The organism is Chryseobacterium sp. P1-3, from assembly GCF_000738495.1.
GTDB lineage: Bacteria > Bacteroidota > Bacteroidia > Flavobacteriales > Weeksellaceae > Chryseobacterium > Chryseobacterium gallinarum.
Genome location: NZ_JPEQ01000003.1, coordinates 133,902 through 152,763, shown reverse-complemented (window position 1 = coordinate 152,763; position 18,862 = coordinate 133,902). Strand labels below are relative to the sequence as shown.

Genomic DNA, 18,862 nt, shown 5'->3' with positions numbered 1-18,862 from the left:
GCACGGCAAGCTTATGGGGTGTTTAATAAAGAGGTAATGTGAAATTATTAAAATATAAGCTATAAAAGCACGAATAAAAACAATTAAAAAACGGCAAATTTAACAAATTGCTTGTTTTATTTTGAATTTAATAATTATTGCAATGTTTTTATGTATATAAAGCATAAATTGCTTGTCTAAAAACATGTAAGATGAATAAAAAACTATTTTTAACGCCAGTTATTGTGGCTGCTTTTTTTAGCTTTTGGTGACATCAGCGCACAAAACTCTAATATCATTATTCAGGAGTATTACAAAAAAAATGAATTACTCACTAATGGCAGTGATAAAACAGGAATCCTTATTTTAAATGAAGATCATTCTCAAAGTCTTGGGGTTAATATTGTCAACGTACAGCAAACTTATAACGGGCTTAGAGTTTTTAATGCTTTAGGTAAGGTGCTTATTAAGGACGGAAAAATTGTTTCTGAAAAGAATGAATTTAAACGGAATATTGTAGTATCTGATCAGAAAAAAGTTAAAGAAATGTTTCCGGAAGATCTTGTTAAACGGAAACTGGCAGTCAGTGAAACCTCTAAAACAGACTATTTTCCGGATGTATATTTTGAAAAAAACGGGATTTATATTCTTGCTAAGGAAATGTTTATATCAGATCAAAACTCTTCTGATATATGGCATGTTATTGCTGATGCAAACAGCGGGGAGATACTTCACAAAAGCAATACAACCTTGAGCTGTAATTTTGAAAGTATTTCACACCCGGGCAACGGAGCCGGAAAAACAGCAGAAGATCATTCCGGAAAAAAGATTCAAAGTAAAACAACAAATCTGCTTGTACCGGGTAATGCTTCCTATAATGTTTTTGCTTTGCCTGTTGAAGCTCCCACATTTGGCTCCCGGTCGGTGGTCAATAATCCTTGGGATCTGACAGCTTCCCCTGAAGGATGGCATTCCGATGGAACAAATACGTATACCAATACCAGAGGAAATAATGTATACGCTTACTCCGATCAGGATGATATGGATGCCCCAGGATATTCCCCGGATGGAGGAAGCTCACGTAATTTTGATTTCCCTTTTGCAGATGGAAGATACGAGAACCCTTTCATGTATAAAGATGCTTCCATTACAAATTTGTTTTATATGAATAACAAGATACATGACATCTTCTACAAATTTGGATTTACGGAGACCGCAAGAAATTATCAAGACAACAATTTTGGTAAAGGAGGGTTGGAAGGAGATGCCGTAAGAGCTGAGGCTTTTGATGGAAGCGGACTTAATAACGCAAACTTTAATCCGGGATATGAAACCGTAATTTCCGGACAAACTTATCTGGCGGAGCCGAGAATGCAAATGTATCTCTGGGATAGAGTAGAAACAGCCAATGATCCGGTGATAAGGTATCAGTATAATGCTCCTGCTTCAATTGTTAACCGCCCTAAAGTAGCAACAGGAGGAGCCGTGTTCGGATCTCTTTTATTTGGTGGACAGTCTGTAACAGGCGATCTTGGTCTTTCTACTCCCAATAGTGCTTGTACTGCGCTGGCTGCAGGAAGCTTGACAGGAAAAATAGGTATTGCCCGAAGAGGGGCATGCAGCTTTAAAACGAAAGTTAAAAATATGCAGACGGCCGGAGCGGTAGGAGCCATTATTTATGATCCGGTGAATGCGGATCCTGTACCCATGGGTGATGATGATACTGTGTACGATGTAACCATCCCTTCTATTATGATGGGTAAAGCAGAAGGAGAATATCTCGTGAGTCAGGTTAGTGGAGGAACAATAGTCAATACTACCTTGAATTTTGATTATAACGGCTTTAAGCATTCAAGTTTTGATAATGGTATTATTGCTCATGAATATGGACACGGTATTTCAAACAGATTAACAGGACCAGGGTATGGCTGTCTTAAGATCTCTGTTTCTGCAGAACAGATGGGAGAAGGATGGTCAGATTATTTTGCATTAATGCTGACAACCAGGCCTGGGGATACTTCGTCTTTAGCAAGGGGAATCGGAACCTATGTTAAAAATCAACCAACAGATGGAGGAGGAATCAGACTTGCTAAATATTCCCCTGATTTTTCTGTGAACAATTATACTTATATAAGAACAAATACGGTTTCAGGGGCTCACCGAATAGGATTCATTTGGGCAACAATGTTATGGGATCTTACCTGGAAGTATATTGAAAAGTATGGTTATAATAGTGATGTTCTGGCAAGTGCTACATCCGGAAATGCCAGGGTGCTGCAAATAGTAGTGGATGCGCTTAAACTTCAGGCGTGTAATCCTACTTTTATTGATGGGAGAGATGCTATTCTTCAGGCCGATGCTGTTAAAAATGCAGGAGCTGATAAATGTATGATCTGGGCTGCTTTCGCTAAAAGAGGATTAGGAGTTAATGCTTCTGCAGGAGTTAAATCTGTAGCCAACGATCAGGTTGAGGATTTTACGGTACCACAGGAATGTAATTCGGCTTTAGCTACCCAGGATGTTAAATTAACAGATAATAAGTTTGTTATATTCCCTAATCCTACTTATGATGAATTCTTTGTAGGAAATATCGACAAATCTAATAAAGAAGTTAAAATTACCATGTTTGATATGTCCGGGAAATTAGTGTTTTCTGATTCCAGGGAAGCTGCTTCTAAAAAAGCAATTTCTACCAAAGAGCTGCAAAAAGGAGTGTATATGGTTCATATCCGGCAAGGAGATAAAATACAGGTTGAAAAACTTATTGTAAGATAAATTTGTTAACGCAGGCAAAAAAATAAGCTTTCAACGGAAAGCTTATTTTTTATTTACTGAAATCAGGTAATCATATACCATTTGATGCTGATCATCACTAAGCTTGGCTTTTGGGGCCATTCTGCTTAACGTTTTGATCCAGCCCTGGTCATCATGTTTTGCAGGATCAGGTAATTTATGACATTTTGAACAGGCATTTTCAAAAATAGTCTTTCCCTGAGCCAATTGTTCAGATGAGGTATACTTGGGCCCGGTTACAGCAACGCTCTTAGGTCCGCAGGATAGCAACAGTGCTGAACCTGCAATACTGCTTACAATCAATTTTTTCATATCCATATTTGTTTAATGATTATTTTTTTACTGAAACGATGTAATCGTAAACCCATTGATGCTGCTCATCTGTCAGTTTTGCTTTTGGAGCCATTGAATTCATAATTCCTACCCATTGTACAGGATTATGTGAGGCGGGATCCGGTAACTTGTGGCATCTTCCGCATGAATTCTCAAAAATGGTTTTCCCCTGGGCAATTTGTTCAGCTGTAGAGGTCGCGGTTCCTGCAGTAGCTGTTGCCGTTGAAGCTTTTGGAGTACAAGAGGTTACCAGGATAGCAGTAAGAAATGCTGCAGCGATGAGTTTTTTCATGTTTCTTATTTTGATAGATAACAAATGTAATAAATTCCCTAGGCCGTTGTTACAGTGTTTTATAGTTTTAATTTAGAAGAAATAAAAATTGAATATGCCTGCAATCATAAAAATAAAACACAGCACTTCGCCTTTTTACTTGGCCATTAAGCATTGATCATTCACTTTTAATTATTATTTTTGAATCAATGAAATTTTCTACAAAAGAGCTAATAGAAGGGATACAATCAGGAAACAAACGCCTGATTGCAAAAGCCATTACGCTGGTTGAAAGTAAAAAAGCAGAACACAGGATACAGGCAGAAGAACTTTTGAAAAAAATAATGCCCTTTACGGGGAATTCCGTCAGGGTAGGAGTAACCGGAGTGCCTGGTGCAGGAAAATCCACTTTTATTGAAAATTTCGGCAGGCTGGTCATTGCTCAGGGGAAAAAAGTAGCTGTTCTCGCCATTGATCCAAGCTCTTCTATCAATAAAGGAAGTATTTTAGGAGATAAGACCAGGATGGAGGAACTGGCTAAAGAAGAAAATGCATTTATACGTCCTTCCCCAAGTTCGGGATTTTTAGGAGGAGTAGCCAATACCACCTTTGAAACGATGTTGATCTGCGAAGCAGCAGGCTACGATTATATCTTAATCGAAACTGTCGGCGTAGGACAATCGGAGGTTCTGGTAGCTGATATTACTGATGTTTTCTTATTTCTTAAAATTATCGGAGGAGGGGATGAGCTCCAGGGAATAAAAAGAGGAATAATGGAAATGGTAGACCTTATTTTCATTAATAAAGTTGACCAGGATAATCTTCAGAAAGCAAAAAATACAAGACTGGAGCTGAAAAGGGCACTCGATTTTATTCCCCCTAAAGAAAAAGACTGGAAAATTCCTGTTTTATTAGGCTCAGCACTACATAATGAAGGACTGAATGAGGTCTATAATAAGATTGCCGAATTTATAAACCTGAAAAAGAAAACAGGACGTTTTTGAGGTAGTCCGTACCCGGCAGGCCGAAAAACGCTTTGAATATTGGGTTCAGGAATATATCCTGGCTTTGATGAAAAAAAGTAATGCTGTAGAAGAAGCCTATCGCATACACAAAAAAAATGCTTCAGAAACTGGTTTCGAATCCAAGTACTGAAGCTAAATTATTTGTTGAAAAATTTTTATCCGGAGAAAACAGGGATTAAAGCTTAGCTTTTTCCTGATTCACTTCATTTTTTGAAATGTATCCGTCGTAAGTGATAGGCTGCCTGTCGTTACTTCTCATAGAAACAAAAGCCTTACCGGTTTTAAAGACTTCGATATTGATCTCGCTTACATTTTTTACATCGTTAGGCTTGATCTTTAATGTCCATTTCCCTTTCTTATTCTGCTCCTTCGTGATGGTAAAGTCTTTTGATGTGAATCTATAGCTGTTATCACTGGCACTACCATAAGTAGGATTAAATAATCTTCCGAAATAAGGAAGAACAACTTCCAGATTTCCTTTCCTTAATTCAATAGTATAATCTCCATTAAGATTTAACATTCTTGTTGCTGTAGCATTAGGCATCGAATTCATGATGTTGATTACATCATAATTGGTAGGATTTGCTCTCTGGGCATTAAATGTGAACTCCTGTGATTCGACTAATGCATCTACTGTTTTTGAATCTAATGAACCTTGTGAAGCACAGCTTTGGAAAAAGAACAAAAATCCAAAAATAAACAGAAGAGAAATATACTTTTTCATAATGAGATAATTATTACATTTAAATAGCAAAATGTATGCAAATATATATGATCCGGAATATTTTGGAATAAAAATTGTTAAAGTTGAATTATTAACACTCAAACTATGAAAGTTACACATCTATTAGGAATAGGAGCTATTGCTCTGTCGGCTCTTGCCTGTACTACCAACCCGATTACAGGGAGATCTTCTTTACAGCTGGCCAATAATTCAGAAATTTTAACAATGTCTGCCCAGGAATATAGAACGACATTGTCTAAAGGAAAAGTGATTACCGGTACGGCAGATGCAAAAAGAGTGGCAAATGTTGGAAGCAGAATAAAAAAATGCGGCAGAAAGATATTACCAGAGTATAGGAAGATCAGCAGATCTTGCGAATTACAGCTGGGAATTTAATCTTCTGCAAAGCAACGAGCTGAATGCATGGTGTATGCCGGGAGGTAAAGTAGCTGTTTATACAGGGATTTTACCAATAACTAAAGATGACAACGGGCTTGCCGTGGTAATGGGACATGAGGTTTCCCATGCGTTGGCTGGCCATGGTAATGAAAGAATTTCCCAGGCGATGGTAGCTCAATACGGAGGGGCTATCCTTGGAGGTACAATTTCCAATGCACAATGGGCCAGTATATTCCAGAAAGTATACCCGATAGGCTCACAGGTTGCTTTATTGAAATACGGAAGAAATCAGGAATCTGAAGCTGATGAAATGGGACTTTACCTGATGTCTATGGCAGGATATGATCCTAGAGCAGCTATTCCTTTCTGGAACAGGATGGAGGCGGCATCTACAGGCTCCAGACAACCGGAGTTTTTATCTACCCACCCGAATCCGGAAACAAGAATTTCTGATATCAATAAAGATCTTCCTAAAGCATTGGAATATTATAAGGCAGCAGGAGGAAAAATATAAGCTAGTATAAAATTTTAATCTTGAATAAGCCTTATTAAATTTTTAGTAAATTTGGTAAGGCTTTTTAATGTAAACACCTAAACACAATATTATGAAGAGTTTATCAATTACCGGACTTATTCTTTTGGCTGTTTCGGCCTTACTTTTTTATCTTACTACTGATTTTGCTGTAGAACAAATTAAAATTTCCCACGTTATGGGTATGATGGCGGGAGTAGGTATAGGGCTCATTATCGGTGGAATGGTAGGATATGTAAGTAAAGGAAGTGCTATGAAGGCAGAGCAAAAGAAAAAAGAATTTAAGCAACTGCAGAAAGAAAAAGAAGAGCTGGAAAAGCAGGCCGCTGATATCGCAAAGCGCCAGGCTGAGCTTGATAATCAAAATAGAAACCCCCAGATCTGAATCTGAGGGTTTTACAGTTGTTATTTTCGAAATGATTAAAATTTGTATCCTAAACCAACCATAAATAAGTTGGGTCTGTTGTCATATCTGATTTCCGAGCCGGAAACCCTGTTGATAAAGTTTCTTTGGTCTTTGCTGAAAGCACCTTCATATCTTGCATTCACAATAAGTTTTTTGATTTCAAGCTGTGCTCCAAACTGATATCCTACTGTAAAATCATTTTTGGCATTTTCTTTAAAATCATTGTACGTATTGTCTTTGTTTAGATTGAAGCTTCCAACAGGTCCTACAAATGCACCTAGCATATTACCTAAAAGATTATATCCCAGAAGAACCGGAACATCAATACGGTTGCTTTTTACATCAAAAGTAGTGTTTTCTGTAGTGAACTCATTTTTGAAATGGGTATAATAGATTTCCGGCATCACAAACAATGAAGTAGGCAATCCTATTTTCATGGAAAGTCCCACGTTGAATCCTACATTGTTTTTTCCTGTTCCCTCAATAGCATCATTCACAGTTCCTTTAATGTTGGACCATGAAGGTGAGCCTGTAGGAAAGATTAAATTGGCTTTACCTGCCAGGGAGATCTGTGCGGAAGCCAACATTGAAAACCCTATTAACGCTATACTAAGTACCTTTTTCATTATCATCTATTTTTGTAATTGTATTTTCAATTGTTTTATTATTTTCAAGCAAATATTCTCTCAGCTCCTTAAACAGCTCTGAAGAATAAACGAAGTCAATCAGATTTTTATTGCCTGCGGTAATCAGAATATCCTTATTACCCTCCCATTCTTTGATACCTAACCTCAGATATACAATTTTCTCACCAATCGTCATTACAGAGTTCATATCATGGGTATTGATGATAGTGGTGGTGTTGTATTCCTTCGTAATTTCGTAAAGAAGATCATCAATGACTTTGGAAGTATAAGGATCCAGTCCTGAATTGGGCTCATCACAGAACAGATATTTAGGATTGTTCACAATTGCCCTGGCAATGGCCACCCTTTTTTGCATTCCTCCCGAAATTTCAGAAGGGTATTTTTTATCAGCTTTATCAAGGTGTACTCTTCCGATTACTTCAAAAACTCTTTTCTTTTTTTCCCTGTAGGTAAGATTGGTAAACATATCCAGTGGAAACATAATATTTTCTTCCACCGTTAAAGAGTCAAATAATGCACTTCCCTGGAATACAGTTCCGATTTCCGAGCGGAGATGCTGTTTCTCATCTCTTGTCATGGTGTTGATATCCTTACCGTCGAATAAGATTTCTCCCGAAGACGGCATATATACATTCAGTAAACTTTTAAGGAATACTGTCTTCCCGGAACCACTCTGCCCAATGATCAGGTTTACCTTTCCTTTATCAAATGAAGTTGAAATTCCCTTAAGTACTTCAACATCACCAAAACTTTTCTTAAGATCTTTTACCTCAATCATTAGCTTAATATTAATTGGGTTAAAATTAATTCGGAAATGATAATGAATACCATGGTCCAGACTACAGCCTGTGTACTAGCTCTACCTACTTCCAAAGATCCGCCTTTTACATTGTATCCGAAATAGGAAGGGACGGTGGCAATGATAAAAGCAAAAACAATGGTTTTAATAAAGGCATAATAAATAAACAGGTTAGGCATATACATCTGAATTCCGACGATATAGTCATTTTCTGTCCAGTTTCCGGTTAAAATCCCGGCAACATAACCACCGCCAATACCGAATACAATACTGATAGCAATAAGAAGGGGATTAAAAAGGACACAGGCAATAATTTTAGGGAATATCAAAAAATTAGGGGAATTCACTCCCATAATATCCAATGCATCAATCTGCTCAGAAACCCTCATCGTTCCGATGCTGGATGCAATATAAGATCCCACTTTTCCTGCCAGAATCAGACTGATAATGGTAGGGGAGAACTCAAGCACTAAAACAGCTTTCGTAGCATATCCAACGAAAGAAGTGGGAATAGGAAACGACGAAGCATCAAAGTTATTGAACATCTGAATGGCGACTACCGCTCCTACGAATATAGATGTAAAGACAACCAATCCAAATGAATTGACTCCCAAATCATTAATTTCTCTCATGAACAGCTTCCAGAAAACCCTCATTTTCTGAGGCTTCTGTAAGGATTTTCCTAGAAGGAGCATATATTCCCCTACTGCTGTGAAAAACTTTTTTAACATGCTGCTAAATTAGACTTTTTTATTTAATTAGGCCAGAGTTCAAGGTAACGCCAGGCCCGGTTTAGTGTTAAAGTTATTTTAAAGCGATTTTGATCCCGTGGATTCCTTATTTTGCATTTTTATCTCCACCTATCACTAATAAAACGGTTTTTAATATAATGACAAGGTCCAACACAAAACTCCAGTTCCTGACATAAAAGGCGTCAGCCAGAATCCGTTTTTTCATTTCCACTTCTATATCTCCGAAATCCCCTCTAAGGCCGCTTACCTGTGACAATCCCGTGATTCCGGGACTTACCATGCTGCGCAGGCTGTATCTTCCTATTTTAGGTTTGTAATAATTATCTACAGCCAGCATATGAGGACGGGGCCCTACAACAGACATCTCTCCTTTTAATACATTAATGAACTGCGGGAGCTCATCCAGGCTGGTTTTCCTCAAAAACTTGCCTACCCTGGTGATTCTGGAATCATTCACCTGTGTGGTTTTGGTAGTAGATTCATCATTGATGACCATGGTCCTGAATTTAATACAGTTAAAAACTTCTTCATGGAATCCGTATCGTTTTTGCAGGAAAAAAACCGGTCCTTTTGAGGTTGTTTTTATGAGTAGGGCAATAATCGGAAATACCCAGGAGCAAATAAAAATAAGGATGACCAGGGAAAAAATAATATCAAAGGCCCTTTTCATCAGAAAATTAGCATAATAATCTAATGGATACCGGGCCTGGTTAAGCACCGGCTGGGTCTGGATATATCCCAGATCATAAAGGAAAAAATCACTTTGTGTAATACTCGGGATTAATGAAATGTGAACCTTATTTTCCTCAGCCATTTTAAAAATCTGAGCTTCGGTATCTTCCGAAAATGAATTTTCTGTGGATAAGAATAAAGTATGAATTCCGTTTTTTTTCCAAAATTCGACTAATTCATAAGCTTTAATTTCTGCCTTTTCGTACTCAAATATCCGGTATCCGTAATCTTTCCGGTCTTCAAATATATTTTTCAAGATCTCCGTAGACCCACTGTCGCCCAGAAACATGACATTCCTGTAATTGGCCCCCAGAGACCGGAGGTATTTGATGGCAAAGAAAATAATAGACTTCGCCAGAAAAATAAAAACCAACAGGTAAAGAGAGAGCCAATAAATATCCGAATTAAAAAAAAACATTTTTACTCACCTTCCCGATAAGCAGAACCCCCAGGATAAAAAAAAAGGAAATGGATCAGCAGGCGCTCAAGAAAAAGAGTATACGTCAGGTTCCTCGGGATATTGTATATTTTTGTTCTACCACTCAGGAGCATCCAGAACAAAAACAGCAAAATCAACGAAAACACATTCTGATACCAGGTTTCCTTGTGGAACTTTAAGCTTTCATTTCTGCTTATGAAAAAGAATATGAAGATAGATGCAATAACCATGAGGTCAAGCAAAATAATGATCGATTTCAGGTATCTAGAGTATCGAATTCTCTGCATCTATCGGTATTATCGGAATAGCAGCTAATTTACATATTTTTATGGGATATTCAGATATTTGTGGGTCTGAACAGAAGCCTGCCATTCAGGATGTTCCAGAATAAAATCTGTAATCTTAGGATACATATCATTTCTCTTGCTCCACTCACTCTGAAGATACAGCTTGCAGTTTTCAGAAACCCTGGCAGCCTGTTCTTGTGCGAATGTAAAATCATGATTGTTAAAGATGATTACCTTAAGCTCGTTGGCTTTCTGATAAATCTCTTCTTTAGGCAATCCTGTTTTCTTGGGTGAAAGGGTAATCCAGTCCAGCTGGCCACTCATCGGATAGGCTCCGGAAGTTTCGATATGAATGCTGCATCCTAGTTCCTTCAATCTGGATGTAAGGATATCCAGATTCCACATCAGGGGTTCCCCTCCGGTGAGAACAATCGTTTTACAATGTTTAGCAGCTGTTTCTGCAATTGCTGTAGCATCCATTAACGGATGAAGATCCGGATCCCAGCTTTCTTTTACATCACACCAGTGGCATCCCACATCACATCCTCCTAATCTGATGAAATAAGCGGCTTTTCCGGTGTGGGCTCCTTCTCCTTGTAAAGTGTAAAAATGCTCCATTACAGGGAGCATTTTACCTTCTTTTAATAAAATATCTTGTTCTTTATTCATTGTAAAATTAGTCGTTATAGACCGAAGTTTTGTAAGCAATGATGGTATTTTTCATCAGCATTGCTCTTGTCATTGGGCCTACTCCTCCGGGTACAGGGGTGATCCAGCTTGCTTTTGCGGCACAGCTGTCAAAATCTACATCACCCGCCAGGTAATATCCTTTTGGAGAATCATTATCTACTCTTGTAATCCCTACATCAACAATTACTGCTCCTTCTTTGATCATTTCACCTTTCAGGAAATGAGGGTCTCCCAGGGCGGTAATAACGATGTCTGCCTTTTTAGTATATTCTTCAATATCTTTAGTATAAGAATGGGTAAGGGTAACCGTAGAATTCCCGGGAAAATCTTTTCTTCCCATCAGGATGCTCATCGGTCTTCCTACAATTTTACTTCTTCCTATGATCACACAATCTTTTCCTTTGGTTTCAATATTGTATCTTTCTAACAATGTCAGAATTCCAAAAGGAGTGGCAGGTAAGAAAGTATCCATTTCGAGTGCCATTTTTCCGAAGTTTTCAGGATGGAAGCCATCCACATCTTTCCTCGGATCGATTGCATTGATGATTTTTTCCTGATCAATCTGGTCCGGTAATGGAAGCTGAACGATAAATCCGTCAACAGCTTTAGATTTATTCAGTTCTTCAATTTTTTCCAATAATTCTGATTCGGAAACGGTGCTTGGGAATTTAATTAAGCTGGATTGAAAGCCTACTTCTTCACAATCTTTTACTTTAGCATTTACATAGGCTTTGCTTGCTCCGTTGTTTCCTACAAGAATTGCCACCAAATGTGGTGCCCTTCTTTTGCTTTGAAGGATCTTCTCCACTTCAGCTTTGATCTCTGCTTTTATTTCTTTGGATACTTTAAGTCCGTCAAGAATTTCTGCCATTTTTACTTTTTTTACTTTTATTTAGATTTTATTAAATACTACAATATCCTGGAATTCATCAGCACCTTCTTTTTCCACATCATTTCTCCAGAAGCCTTCTTTTATAGTCGTTACTTTCAGTCCTGCGTCGTAAGCCATTTGATTTAATAATGGGATGCTCACGGCTATATTGGCTGCAGTTACTTTGTCATCCATCAGCCTGTAACCATCATACTGATAAGGGAAATCCATTGTTCCGCTTTCATTTCCGGAAACATCATACAGGAAAAAAGTTGCCAGGCATTGCCCGTCTTTTTTTCAGTACCCTGCTGATCTCCTGCAGGTATCTTCTGATTTCAGGAATCTGCATATGCGTGAATACGGAAAAGAGAAAAGCCTTATCAAACCGGCCATTTTCATAAGGAAATGTAAAGTCTTCAGCCTTTTGACTGTAAGTATTATACAGATCGTTATAGATGGGTGTGAATTTAAAATTGAAATGGGGATATTTTGAGTGAATATGCTTATTACACCATATGATTCCCTTTTCTACAGCGTCAAACCCGTCATACGTTCCTTTATCTATAAATCCGCTTAAAGCGACAGCCGTTCTCCCGATTCCACATCCTATATCAAGCACGTGGTCAGAATTTTTTAAAGCAATATATTTCTTTAAAACATTCATCTGGCGGATTCCGTGGGGGATAAAATCACTGCTGCCTACATAAATATCTCCTTTTTTAGGCTCATTTTCAGCTCTTTTCCCGGTAAGCCCTTCATACAGATCAATAGGAAAATAATAAATTTTTCTTCCTAATAATCTAAGGCCTGGAGGGAGCTTATAATAATATGATCGTAAGGCAGACATCTGCTATTTATTTCCTTTATAATAATTAATCAGTCCGTTGGTAGAGCTGTCGTGTGAGTTTACCGGCTCATTGTTTTCAAGCTCGGGAAGGATTTTATTGGCTAAAACTTTTCCTAATTCCACTCCAAACTGGTCGAAACTGAAAATATTCCAGATAACGCCCTGAACAAAGATTTTATGCTCATACATTGCGATCAGCTGTCCCAATGAAAATGGAGTTAATTCCTTGAATAGTATAGAGTTGGTAGGCGTGTTTCCGTGGAAGACTTTATAAGGTACTAAACGGTCTGTTTCTTCCTCAGATTTTCCGGAGTTCCTCAGTTCTTCCTCAGCTTCTTCCTCAGTCTTTCCAAAGGCAAGTGCTTCAGTTTGTGCAAAGAAATTGGCCAATAACTTTTCCTGATGGTCGGAAATAGTATTCGGACTTTTTACATAGGCAATAAAATCTGCAGGAATCAATTCCGTGCCCTGGTGGATCAGCTGATAAAATGCATGCTGCCCGTTTGTTCCGGGTTCGCCCCAAATAATAGGACCGGTTTCATATTCCACAAATTCACCATTGCGGTCTACACATTTTCCGTTGCTTTCCATATCTCCCTGCTGCAGATAAGCGGCAAATCTGTCCAGATACTGCGAGTAAGGAAGAATAGCATAACTGGTTGCTGCATAAAAGTTACGGTACCAGATTCCTAAAAGCCCCATTAAGACAGGAACATTTTCAGAAAAATCAGCAGTCTGGAAATGCAGGTCGGTATCATAGGCGCCTCTTAAAAGCTGCTCGAAGTTTTCATAGCCTACAGCCAATACAATACTTAGTCCGATAGCACTCCATAGAGAATATCTTCCGCCTACCCAGTCCCAGAATTCAAAAATATTTTCTTCTGCAATTCCGAATTTTTTAACTTCCTCAATATTAGTAGACAAGGCAACAAAATGTTTGGCCACATCCTCCTGTTTTCCCGCTTTCAGGAACCAGTCTTTTGCCGAGTTGGCATTGGTCATCGTTTCCTGTGTCGTGAATGTTTTAGAAGCAATGATAAACAAAGTTGTTTCAGGATTTAGGCTTTTGACAACTTCTGCAATATGATTTCCGTCTACATTGGAAACAAAATGTACATTTAACCTTGTTTTAAAATGTTTTAAAGCTGAACAAACCATCACGGGCCCCAAATCTGAACCTCCGATTCCGATGTTGACAACATCAGTAATTTCTTTTCCGCTAAAACCTTTATGCTCTCCTGAAATAATTTTTTCGGAGAACGCTTTCATATGATCAAGTACTCTTTTAATGTGTGGTTTGATATTCTCGCCATCCACAAGAATTTCTTTACCGGAAAAATCCCTTAAAGCAGTATGAAGAACTGCTCTTCCTTCTGTTTCGTTGATTTTATCACCGGAGAACATTTTAGAAATGGCATCTTTTAGCTGACATTCTTCTGCGAGACTCAATAAAAGCTCTTTCGTTTTTGAATCAATCAGGTTTTTAGAATAATCAAAAAGATAATTTTCTTTCTGTAAAGAAAATTCTGCAAAACGGTCAGGATTGTACTGAAAAAGACTTCTCAGGTCAAAATCATTTTCGCCGAAATGTTCATCAAGTGCCTTCCAGCTATTGGTTTGTATAGGATTTATTTTTGATAACATATTTAGGAATTTATATAGCTCAGAAATTAATTAAAGGGTAAAATCCATAAAAATTTACCATACTTTATTTCTGATTGGCAAATTTAAGGAAAAATAAAACCTCAAATAAATTTGGAGACGATAAATAACGATTTTTTAAAAAAACAAAATCACAGGAATGACCTGAGGCTTGCTTTTTTACATACTTTGAAGATATTTTTAATTGTAGTTTTCTGATAGTATTAGGACGGTATGAAAGCCGTTACCGCTTTAAGCAGAAAAACCTCCTGAAAAGGAGGCTGTAAAATCTAAAATTATGATGATAACCTTATCGGTTAGGATAGCTTTAATCAGGAATTTTGCTTTGTTTAGGTTTTGCCCCCTTTCTTTTTCTTACAAAATAGATTACACAGGCAGCAATTAATAATAATGGCCAGATATTAATAAGCGAAACAATGATTTTCTGGATCAGGTAAAATCCATATACCAAACCATCTTTTGCATCATAAATAAAATTGAATTTGTATTTATTATCAATACGGGTGGTGTTGGTAACGGCAATTTCAGCAATCCGGAGCTTAGGTTCTTTGATGTAAATGTCTACGGTGCTGTATTTCAGATTGTCTGCAATATCCATACCTGAGAGCTTCTGCAGATTGCCCTCTGTCATATTGTTGTCATCCAGCCTTACTTTATCTTTATTTGTTTTAAGCTGGCTGATGTTTTCAGCTGTTTTTTTGTTGCGCTGGCTTTCCATTTCTGCATATCTGATGCTGGAAGTCACATCTTCAGCGTTGATGGAACGGGAATTGAGGAACAGTTTATCATTATTGATTACTGTAAGAAACTCGCCAAGCTTTGCTGTAGGCACACGGACCTGCATTGCATTTTCAGTCTGGTATTTTTTGATCAGCATGGCATCCTCATCAGAAGTGTTATAGGTGTTTTCGGAAACAACATTACTTCGCAGATTGCTATGTGTAACAAATCCTCCTAGATCCTGAACGGATTTTTCAATGGAAATGGTGGCATTGTATACGTCTTTTACTTCCATATTGACATCTGCCGTTTTAATGAACTGCTTATCTTTTATTTTCATTGTAGCGGCTGAAGAAACACTGTCTGATACCATCTTGCTTGCCGGCTCTGTATTGGAATATGCTTCAAGGTCGCTTGCGGAGGCTTCTCCTTTTTTGCATGAATACACGCCCAGTAAAATTACTGCTGATAAAGATAGTTTGATGTAGGTAGATTTCATAACGTGGATTTTAATGGTTTGCTTAGGTCAAAGTTCAGAAGGATTCTTTTGTAACCTTTGAAAATCGGAAGTAAAAAGTTTGTAAAGAAAAATGTCGCTTTAATGTTTTGATTTTTAATGTTTTGTAAAATAAGCAAAAGGGTTTTCGATTGTTTATGGAGTAATTTTTGCTTATCTTTTACAAATCAAACCACAATATATCATTATGTCAAATACTTTCTCTAAAATCAGAAATGCAATTGAATTATTTACATCCATAGATTTTGATCAGCTAAGTGCAATCTCAGAAAAAGTTGATTTACCTAAATTGATGCATAATTTTTCCAAATTGGATGACAGGCAGCTCACAGGACTCATGAAAATGCTTGATCCGAATAAGAAAAAGAAAGAGCTTCCTCCTATTGATGGAGATTTCTATGATATCTACCATACATTAAACCCGGACCAAAGAGAAATTCAGCTTAAAGTAAGAGCTTTTATGGAAAAAGAAGTAAAACCTCTGGTTAATCATTACTGGCTTAGAGATGAATTCCCTTTTGAATTGATACCGAAGTTCCGCGAGCTTAATATTTGTGGGGTTACCTACGAAGGATATGGCTGCCCGGGAATGCCCTTTTTGATGGAAGGGGTTATTGCCATGGAAATGGCGAGAATTGACGCTTCCATTGCTACCTTTTTTGGAGTACAGTCCGGATTGGCGATGGGGTCTATCTACATTTGTGGTTCCGAAGAACAAAAACAGAAATGGCTTCCTCAGATGCAGAAATTTGAAAAAATTGGTGCCTTTGGACTTACAGAACCTGAGGTAGGCTCCGGGGCAGCGGGAGGTCTCACCGTCACTTGTAAAAAAACAGAGGAAGGGTGGGTGCTTAATGGCCAGAAAAAATGGATCGGAAATGCCACTTTTGCTGATCTGGTGATCATCTGGGCCAGGGATCTGGATAGCGGTGAAGTAAAAGGATTTATTGTAGAAAAGGATAATCCCGGATATTCTGTAGAAAAGATTAAAGGAAAAATGGCGCTCCGAATTGTTCAGAACGGGTTGATCACTTTAAAAGACTGTCTCGTGACTGAAGAAAACCGTTTGCAGAATGCCAACTCATTTAAAGATACCGGAAAAGTGCTGCGGATGACAAGAGCAGGAGTAGCCTGGATGGCGACCGGCTGTGCCAGGGGAGCTTATGAAAGTGCATTGGATTATACCCGGAAAAGGGAGCAGTTCGGGAAGCCTATTGCTTCATTTCAAATGATCCAGGGACACCTGGTAGAGATGTTGTCTAACCTTACAGCAATGCAGACGATGGTTTTCAGGCTCTCTGAAATGCAGGATGAAGGTATTTTGAAAGATGAACATGCTTCTTTAGCTAAAGTTTTCTGTACTTTAAGGACTAGAGATATTGTTTCCAGAGCCAGGGAAGTCATGGGCGGAAACGGTATCCTGCTGGAATATGATGTGGCAAGGTTTGTAGCAGATGCTGAAGCCATTTATTCTTATGAAGGAACAAAAGAAATCAACTCGCTCATTGTAGGGCGATCAATTACAGGCTTCAGTGCTTTTGTATAGATATTTGGCAGATAAATGAATGGTCAATAGCCAATGGTGAATTTGTTTGCATTGAATTTATAAAAATCGGCAAGCGATGGATTACTATTGACCATTATCGGAGCATTAGCTTACCAGTGCTTTATATTTTTTCCGGTTATCGATAATAATTCCAATATTGATCAGGAACAATATGCCGGAAATGGCAATACCTGTTGGTGAAGGATCTTTGAAAAGGTTGTGACTCAGGATTCCGACCATTACCGGCAAAATAACAATAGCTCCTAATGCTCTTGTTTTAGGAAAGATAAACAAGAGCCCTCCTATTATTTCAACGGCCCCGACTAAGGGTAATAGCCAGCCTATTTCTCCAAAAGCTGCATACACTTTCATTTGTGCATCAGTTAATTTTGGAGCAGGATTATAATGAAAGAATTTATCTAATCCTGCATTAAGAAACATGATTCCGAATAATAGGCAAAGAATGAATTTTATTATTTTCATGATTGGAAATTTTATATCAAATGTATAATAAAAACAGATTGTTTGTATTGGTTTTTGATAAAAATTTAAAATAAAGTACCAATTACGGCTTATTGATGATTAATCCATTTCTTTCAGGGTAATGTTCTTTGAGATTTTTATAGCTTTTTTTTCTTTTTATTAGGCTTTTGTTCCTCACCTAATAATCTTCCCCAGGGTTTTAAATCATCTACCTTTTCACAAATGATTTTTATAATAGCAATAGCCGGAATACAAAGGAACATGCCCGCAATTCCCCAAAGATGTTCCCCTAAAAGAATTCCGATAAAAGAAAATAAAGCGTTGATTTTCACCTTTGATCCTACAACAAACGGAAGGACAATATTCCCGTCAATAGCATGAATGCCAATATATCCCAATGCTACATAGATACATGTTGAGGGACTCGCAGTAGCAAATGCAATAAAACAGGAAATTAAAAGGGAAATAAAAATTCCCAGATAGGGAATCACGTTCAGTAAGCCCGTTAAAACTGCCAGGAGAATGGCATATTTTACACCTAAAATAGTAAGTAAGATAGAAGTAAGAACAGAAACGATAATAACCTGAAGGAAAAGCCCGAAAATATACTTTTTGGTCATGATACGGATCTCGGTAACAGCTTGTTGTACACTTGCTTTATGCCTTTCGCTAAAAACAGTAACAATAAAATTGTTTAAAATTCTTCTGTAATTTAAGATGAAAATAAAAAATAGGGTAAAGAATATAATAAACCCGAATCCTGTAGAAAATATTCCGAAAGTAAAGCCCAGAATAGCTCCTGAGGAAGAGAGAAGCTTGTTCAGCCCCTGGTTGATATAGTCTACCTGCTCATCCACTTTCACGTTAAATGTTTTGGATACCCAATGCTGGATATTGTTGAACACGGTAGTAAATTGCTCCCTTAAGTGAGGCAGGTCTTTACTGAAATCTGAAAGTTGGGTGCTGAAAAAATAAATAATTCCTCCCAGGATGATCAGCATGGTAAATACTGAGGTCATCGTAGATAAGGATCTGGGGAACCTTAATTTTCTTTCCATAAAAGTGGCTGCCGGTAAGAAAAGCATTGCCATAAGGAATGCAAGAAAGAACGGAGCCAAAATGCTTTGTCCCAATGCTAGAAGATAGCCGATTCCAATGATGGAAATAACCACAAGGGTGAGCTTGACAAGGAAAGGTAGTCTAAGAAAATTCATAATTTAAAATCTGCTGTGTGAAATAAATATAAGAAAACCCTATGAATTGAAGAATTTTTTATTCAATTCATTTGTATTTACTGTAGCGAAGCAAATTTTATTCCACTGATTAATGAATAATAAAGAGATACAATACTTTTCTGAATAACAGAAACACGCCCCGGTAGCGGAACGTGTTTCTTTATTGAGAAGTT

General features: G+C 37.7%; 19 protein-coding genes and 1 pseudogene. 5 read left to right on the top strand and 15 right to left on the bottom strand.

Features of this window, described 5'->3' with window-relative positions:
- The first annotated feature begins 222 nt into the window (after positions 1-222).
- The gene (locus tag HX13_RS02745; RefSeq protein ID WP_050019813.1) at positions 223-2,754 is read left to right on the top strand and encodes a T9SS-dependent M36 family metallopeptidase; all 2,532 of its coding nucleotides are present in this window, start codon (positions 223-225) and stop codon (positions 2,752-2,754) included.
- A gap of 42 nt (positions 2,755-2,796) precedes the next feature.
- On the opposite strand, the gene HX13_RS02740 is transcribed toward HX13_RS02745, so the two are convergent.
- Both HX13_RS02740 and HX13_RS02735 read right to left on the bottom strand, forming a co-directional pair.
- On the bottom strand, positions 2,797-3,084 hold the full coding sequence (locus tag HX13_RS02740; protein ID WP_050019821.1) for a c-type cytochrome: 288 nt from the start codon (positions 3,082-3,084) through the stop codon (positions 2,797-2,799).
- A 19-nt stretch (positions 3,085-3,103) separates the two neighbouring features.
- The gene (locus HX13_RS02735) at positions 3,104-3,397 is read right to left on the bottom strand and encodes a c-type cytochrome (protein WP_050019812.1); all 294 of its coding nucleotides are present in this window, start codon (positions 3,395-3,397) and stop codon (positions 3,104-3,106) included.
- Positions 3,398-3,585: 188 nt separating this feature from the next.
- Here HX13_RS02735 and meaB point away from each other — a divergent pair, with 188 nt between their 5' ends.
- Positions 3,586-4,380 (top strand): methylmalonyl Co-A mutase-associated GTPase MeaB, encoded by a 795-nt coding sequence (gene meaB, locus HX13_RS02730; protein ID WP_238554977.1) that lies wholly within the window; start codon positions 3,586-3,588, stop codon positions 4,378-4,380.
- Positions 4,381-4,576: 196 nt separating this feature from the next.
- Here meaB and HX13_RS02725 read toward each other — a convergent pair whose 3' ends face one another.
- Complete coding sequence (locus HX13_RS02725) at positions 4,577-5,125, bottom strand: DUF4251 domain-containing protein (protein WP_050019811.1); 549 nt, start codon at positions 5,123-5,125, stop codon at positions 4,577-4,579.
- Between the two features lie 105 nt (positions 5,126-5,230).
- Between HX13_RS02725 and HX13_RS02720 the strand changes: the two are divergent.
- Positions 5,231-6,038 (top strand): annotated as a pseudogene (locus HX13_RS02720) (M48 family metallopeptidase).
- Positions 6,039-6,129: 91 nt separating this feature from the next.
- Positions 6,130-6,441: a hypothetical protein gene (locus tag HX13_RS02715; protein ID WP_050019810.1), complete on the top strand. Its 312-nt coding sequence runs from the start codon at positions 6,130-6,132 to the stop codon at positions 6,439-6,441.
- Between the two features lie 35 nt (positions 6,442-6,476).
- Here the strand turns inward: HX13_RS02715 and HX13_RS02710 are convergent, their stop codons facing one another.
- The 10 genes from HX13_RS02710 to HX13_RS02665 form a co-directional block, all read right to left on the bottom strand.
- The gene (locus tag HX13_RS02710; protein ID WP_050019809.1) at positions 6,477-7,088 is read right to left on the bottom strand and encodes an outer membrane beta-barrel protein; all 612 of its coding nucleotides are present in this window, start codon (positions 7,086-7,088) and stop codon (positions 6,477-6,479) included.
- Positions 7,072-7,887 carry an ABC transporter ATP-binding protein gene (locus HX13_RS02705; RefSeq protein ID WP_050019808.1) on the bottom strand — a complete coding sequence of 272 codons (816 nt, stop codon included), beginning with the start codon at positions 7,885-7,887 and terminating at the stop codon, positions 7,072-7,074. Before HX13_RS02705 ends, HX13_RS02710 begins: the two co-directional genes overlap by 17 nt.
- Entirely contained in the window at positions 7,887-8,639 is a 753-nt protein-coding gene (locus HX13_RS02700; protein ID WP_050019807.1) for an MlaE family ABC transporter permease, read from the bottom strand. The genes HX13_RS02705 and HX13_RS02700 overlap by 1 nt, the downstream gene beginning before the upstream one ends.
- 106 nt (positions 8,640-8,745) lie before the next feature.
- On the bottom strand, positions 8,746-9,810 hold the full coding sequence (locus tag HX13_RS02695) for an exopolysaccharide biosynthesis polyprenyl glycosylphosphotransferase (RefSeq protein ID WP_238554976.1): 1,065 nt from the start codon (positions 9,808-9,810) through the stop codon (positions 8,746-8,748).
- A gap of 347 nt (positions 9,811-10,157) precedes the next feature.
- Positions 10,158-10,787: a 7-carboxy-7-deazaguanine synthase QueE gene (locus HX13_RS02690; protein WP_050019806.1), complete on the bottom strand. Its 630-nt coding sequence runs from the start codon at positions 10,785-10,787 to the stop codon at positions 10,158-10,160.
- A 7-nt stretch (positions 10,788-10,794) separates the two neighbouring features.
- The gene (locus HX13_RS02685) at positions 10,795-11,679 is read right to left on the bottom strand and encodes a bifunctional 5,10-methylenetetrahydrofolate dehydrogenase/5,10-methenyltetrahydrofolate cyclohydrolase (RefSeq protein WP_050019805.1); all 885 of its coding nucleotides are present in this window, start codon (positions 11,677-11,679) and stop codon (positions 10,795-10,797) included.
- Positions 11,680-11,700: 21 nt separating this feature from the next.
- Positions 11,701-11,910 carry a hypothetical protein gene (locus tag HX13_RS02680; RefSeq protein ID WP_050019804.1) on the bottom strand — a complete coding sequence of 70 codons (210 nt, stop codon included), beginning with the start codon at positions 11,908-11,910 and terminating at the stop codon, positions 11,701-11,703.
- Between the two features lie 25 nt (positions 11,911-11,935).
- Positions 11,936-12,526: a class I SAM-dependent methyltransferase gene (locus HX13_RS02675; RefSeq protein ID WP_050019803.1), complete on the bottom strand. Its 591-nt coding sequence runs from the start codon at positions 12,524-12,526 to the stop codon at positions 11,936-11,938.
- A gap of 3 nt (positions 12,527-12,529) precedes the next feature.
- Positions 12,530-14,170 (bottom strand): glucose-6-phosphate isomerase, encoded by a 1,641-nt coding sequence (gene pgi / locus HX13_RS02670; RefSeq protein ID WP_050019802.1) that lies wholly within the window; start codon positions 14,168-14,170, stop codon positions 12,530-12,532.
- 325 nt (positions 14,171-14,495) lie between these two features.
- A complete protein-coding gene (locus tag HX13_RS02665; RefSeq protein WP_050019801.1) occupies positions 14,496-15,407 on the bottom strand; it encodes a DUF4349 domain-containing protein in 912 nt (303 codons plus the stop codon).
- A gap of 205 nt (positions 15,408-15,612) precedes the next feature.
- On the opposite strand from HX13_RS02665, the gene HX13_RS02660 reads away from it, so the two are divergent.
- Positions 15,613-16,971 carry an acyl-CoA dehydrogenase family protein gene (locus HX13_RS02660; protein ID WP_050019800.1) on the top strand — a complete coding sequence of 453 codons (1,359 nt, stop codon included), beginning with the start codon at positions 15,613-15,615 and terminating at the stop codon, positions 16,969-16,971.
- 105 nt (positions 16,972-17,076) lie between these two features.
- On the opposite strand, the gene HX13_RS02655 is transcribed toward HX13_RS02660, so the two are convergent.
- Both HX13_RS02655 and HX13_RS02650 read right to left on the bottom strand, forming a co-directional pair.
- The gene (locus HX13_RS02655) at positions 17,077-17,454 is read right to left on the bottom strand and encodes a DoxX family protein (protein WP_050019799.1); all 378 of its coding nucleotides are present in this window, start codon (positions 17,452-17,454) and stop codon (positions 17,077-17,079) included.
- A 137-nt stretch (positions 17,455-17,591) separates the two neighbouring features.
- Positions 17,592-18,668, bottom strand: a complete 1,077-nt coding sequence (locus HX13_RS02650) for an AI-2E family transporter (protein ID WP_238554975.1) — start codon at positions 18,666-18,668, stop codon at positions 17,592-17,594.
- Between the last annotated feature and the right edge of the window lie 194 nt (positions 18,669-18,862).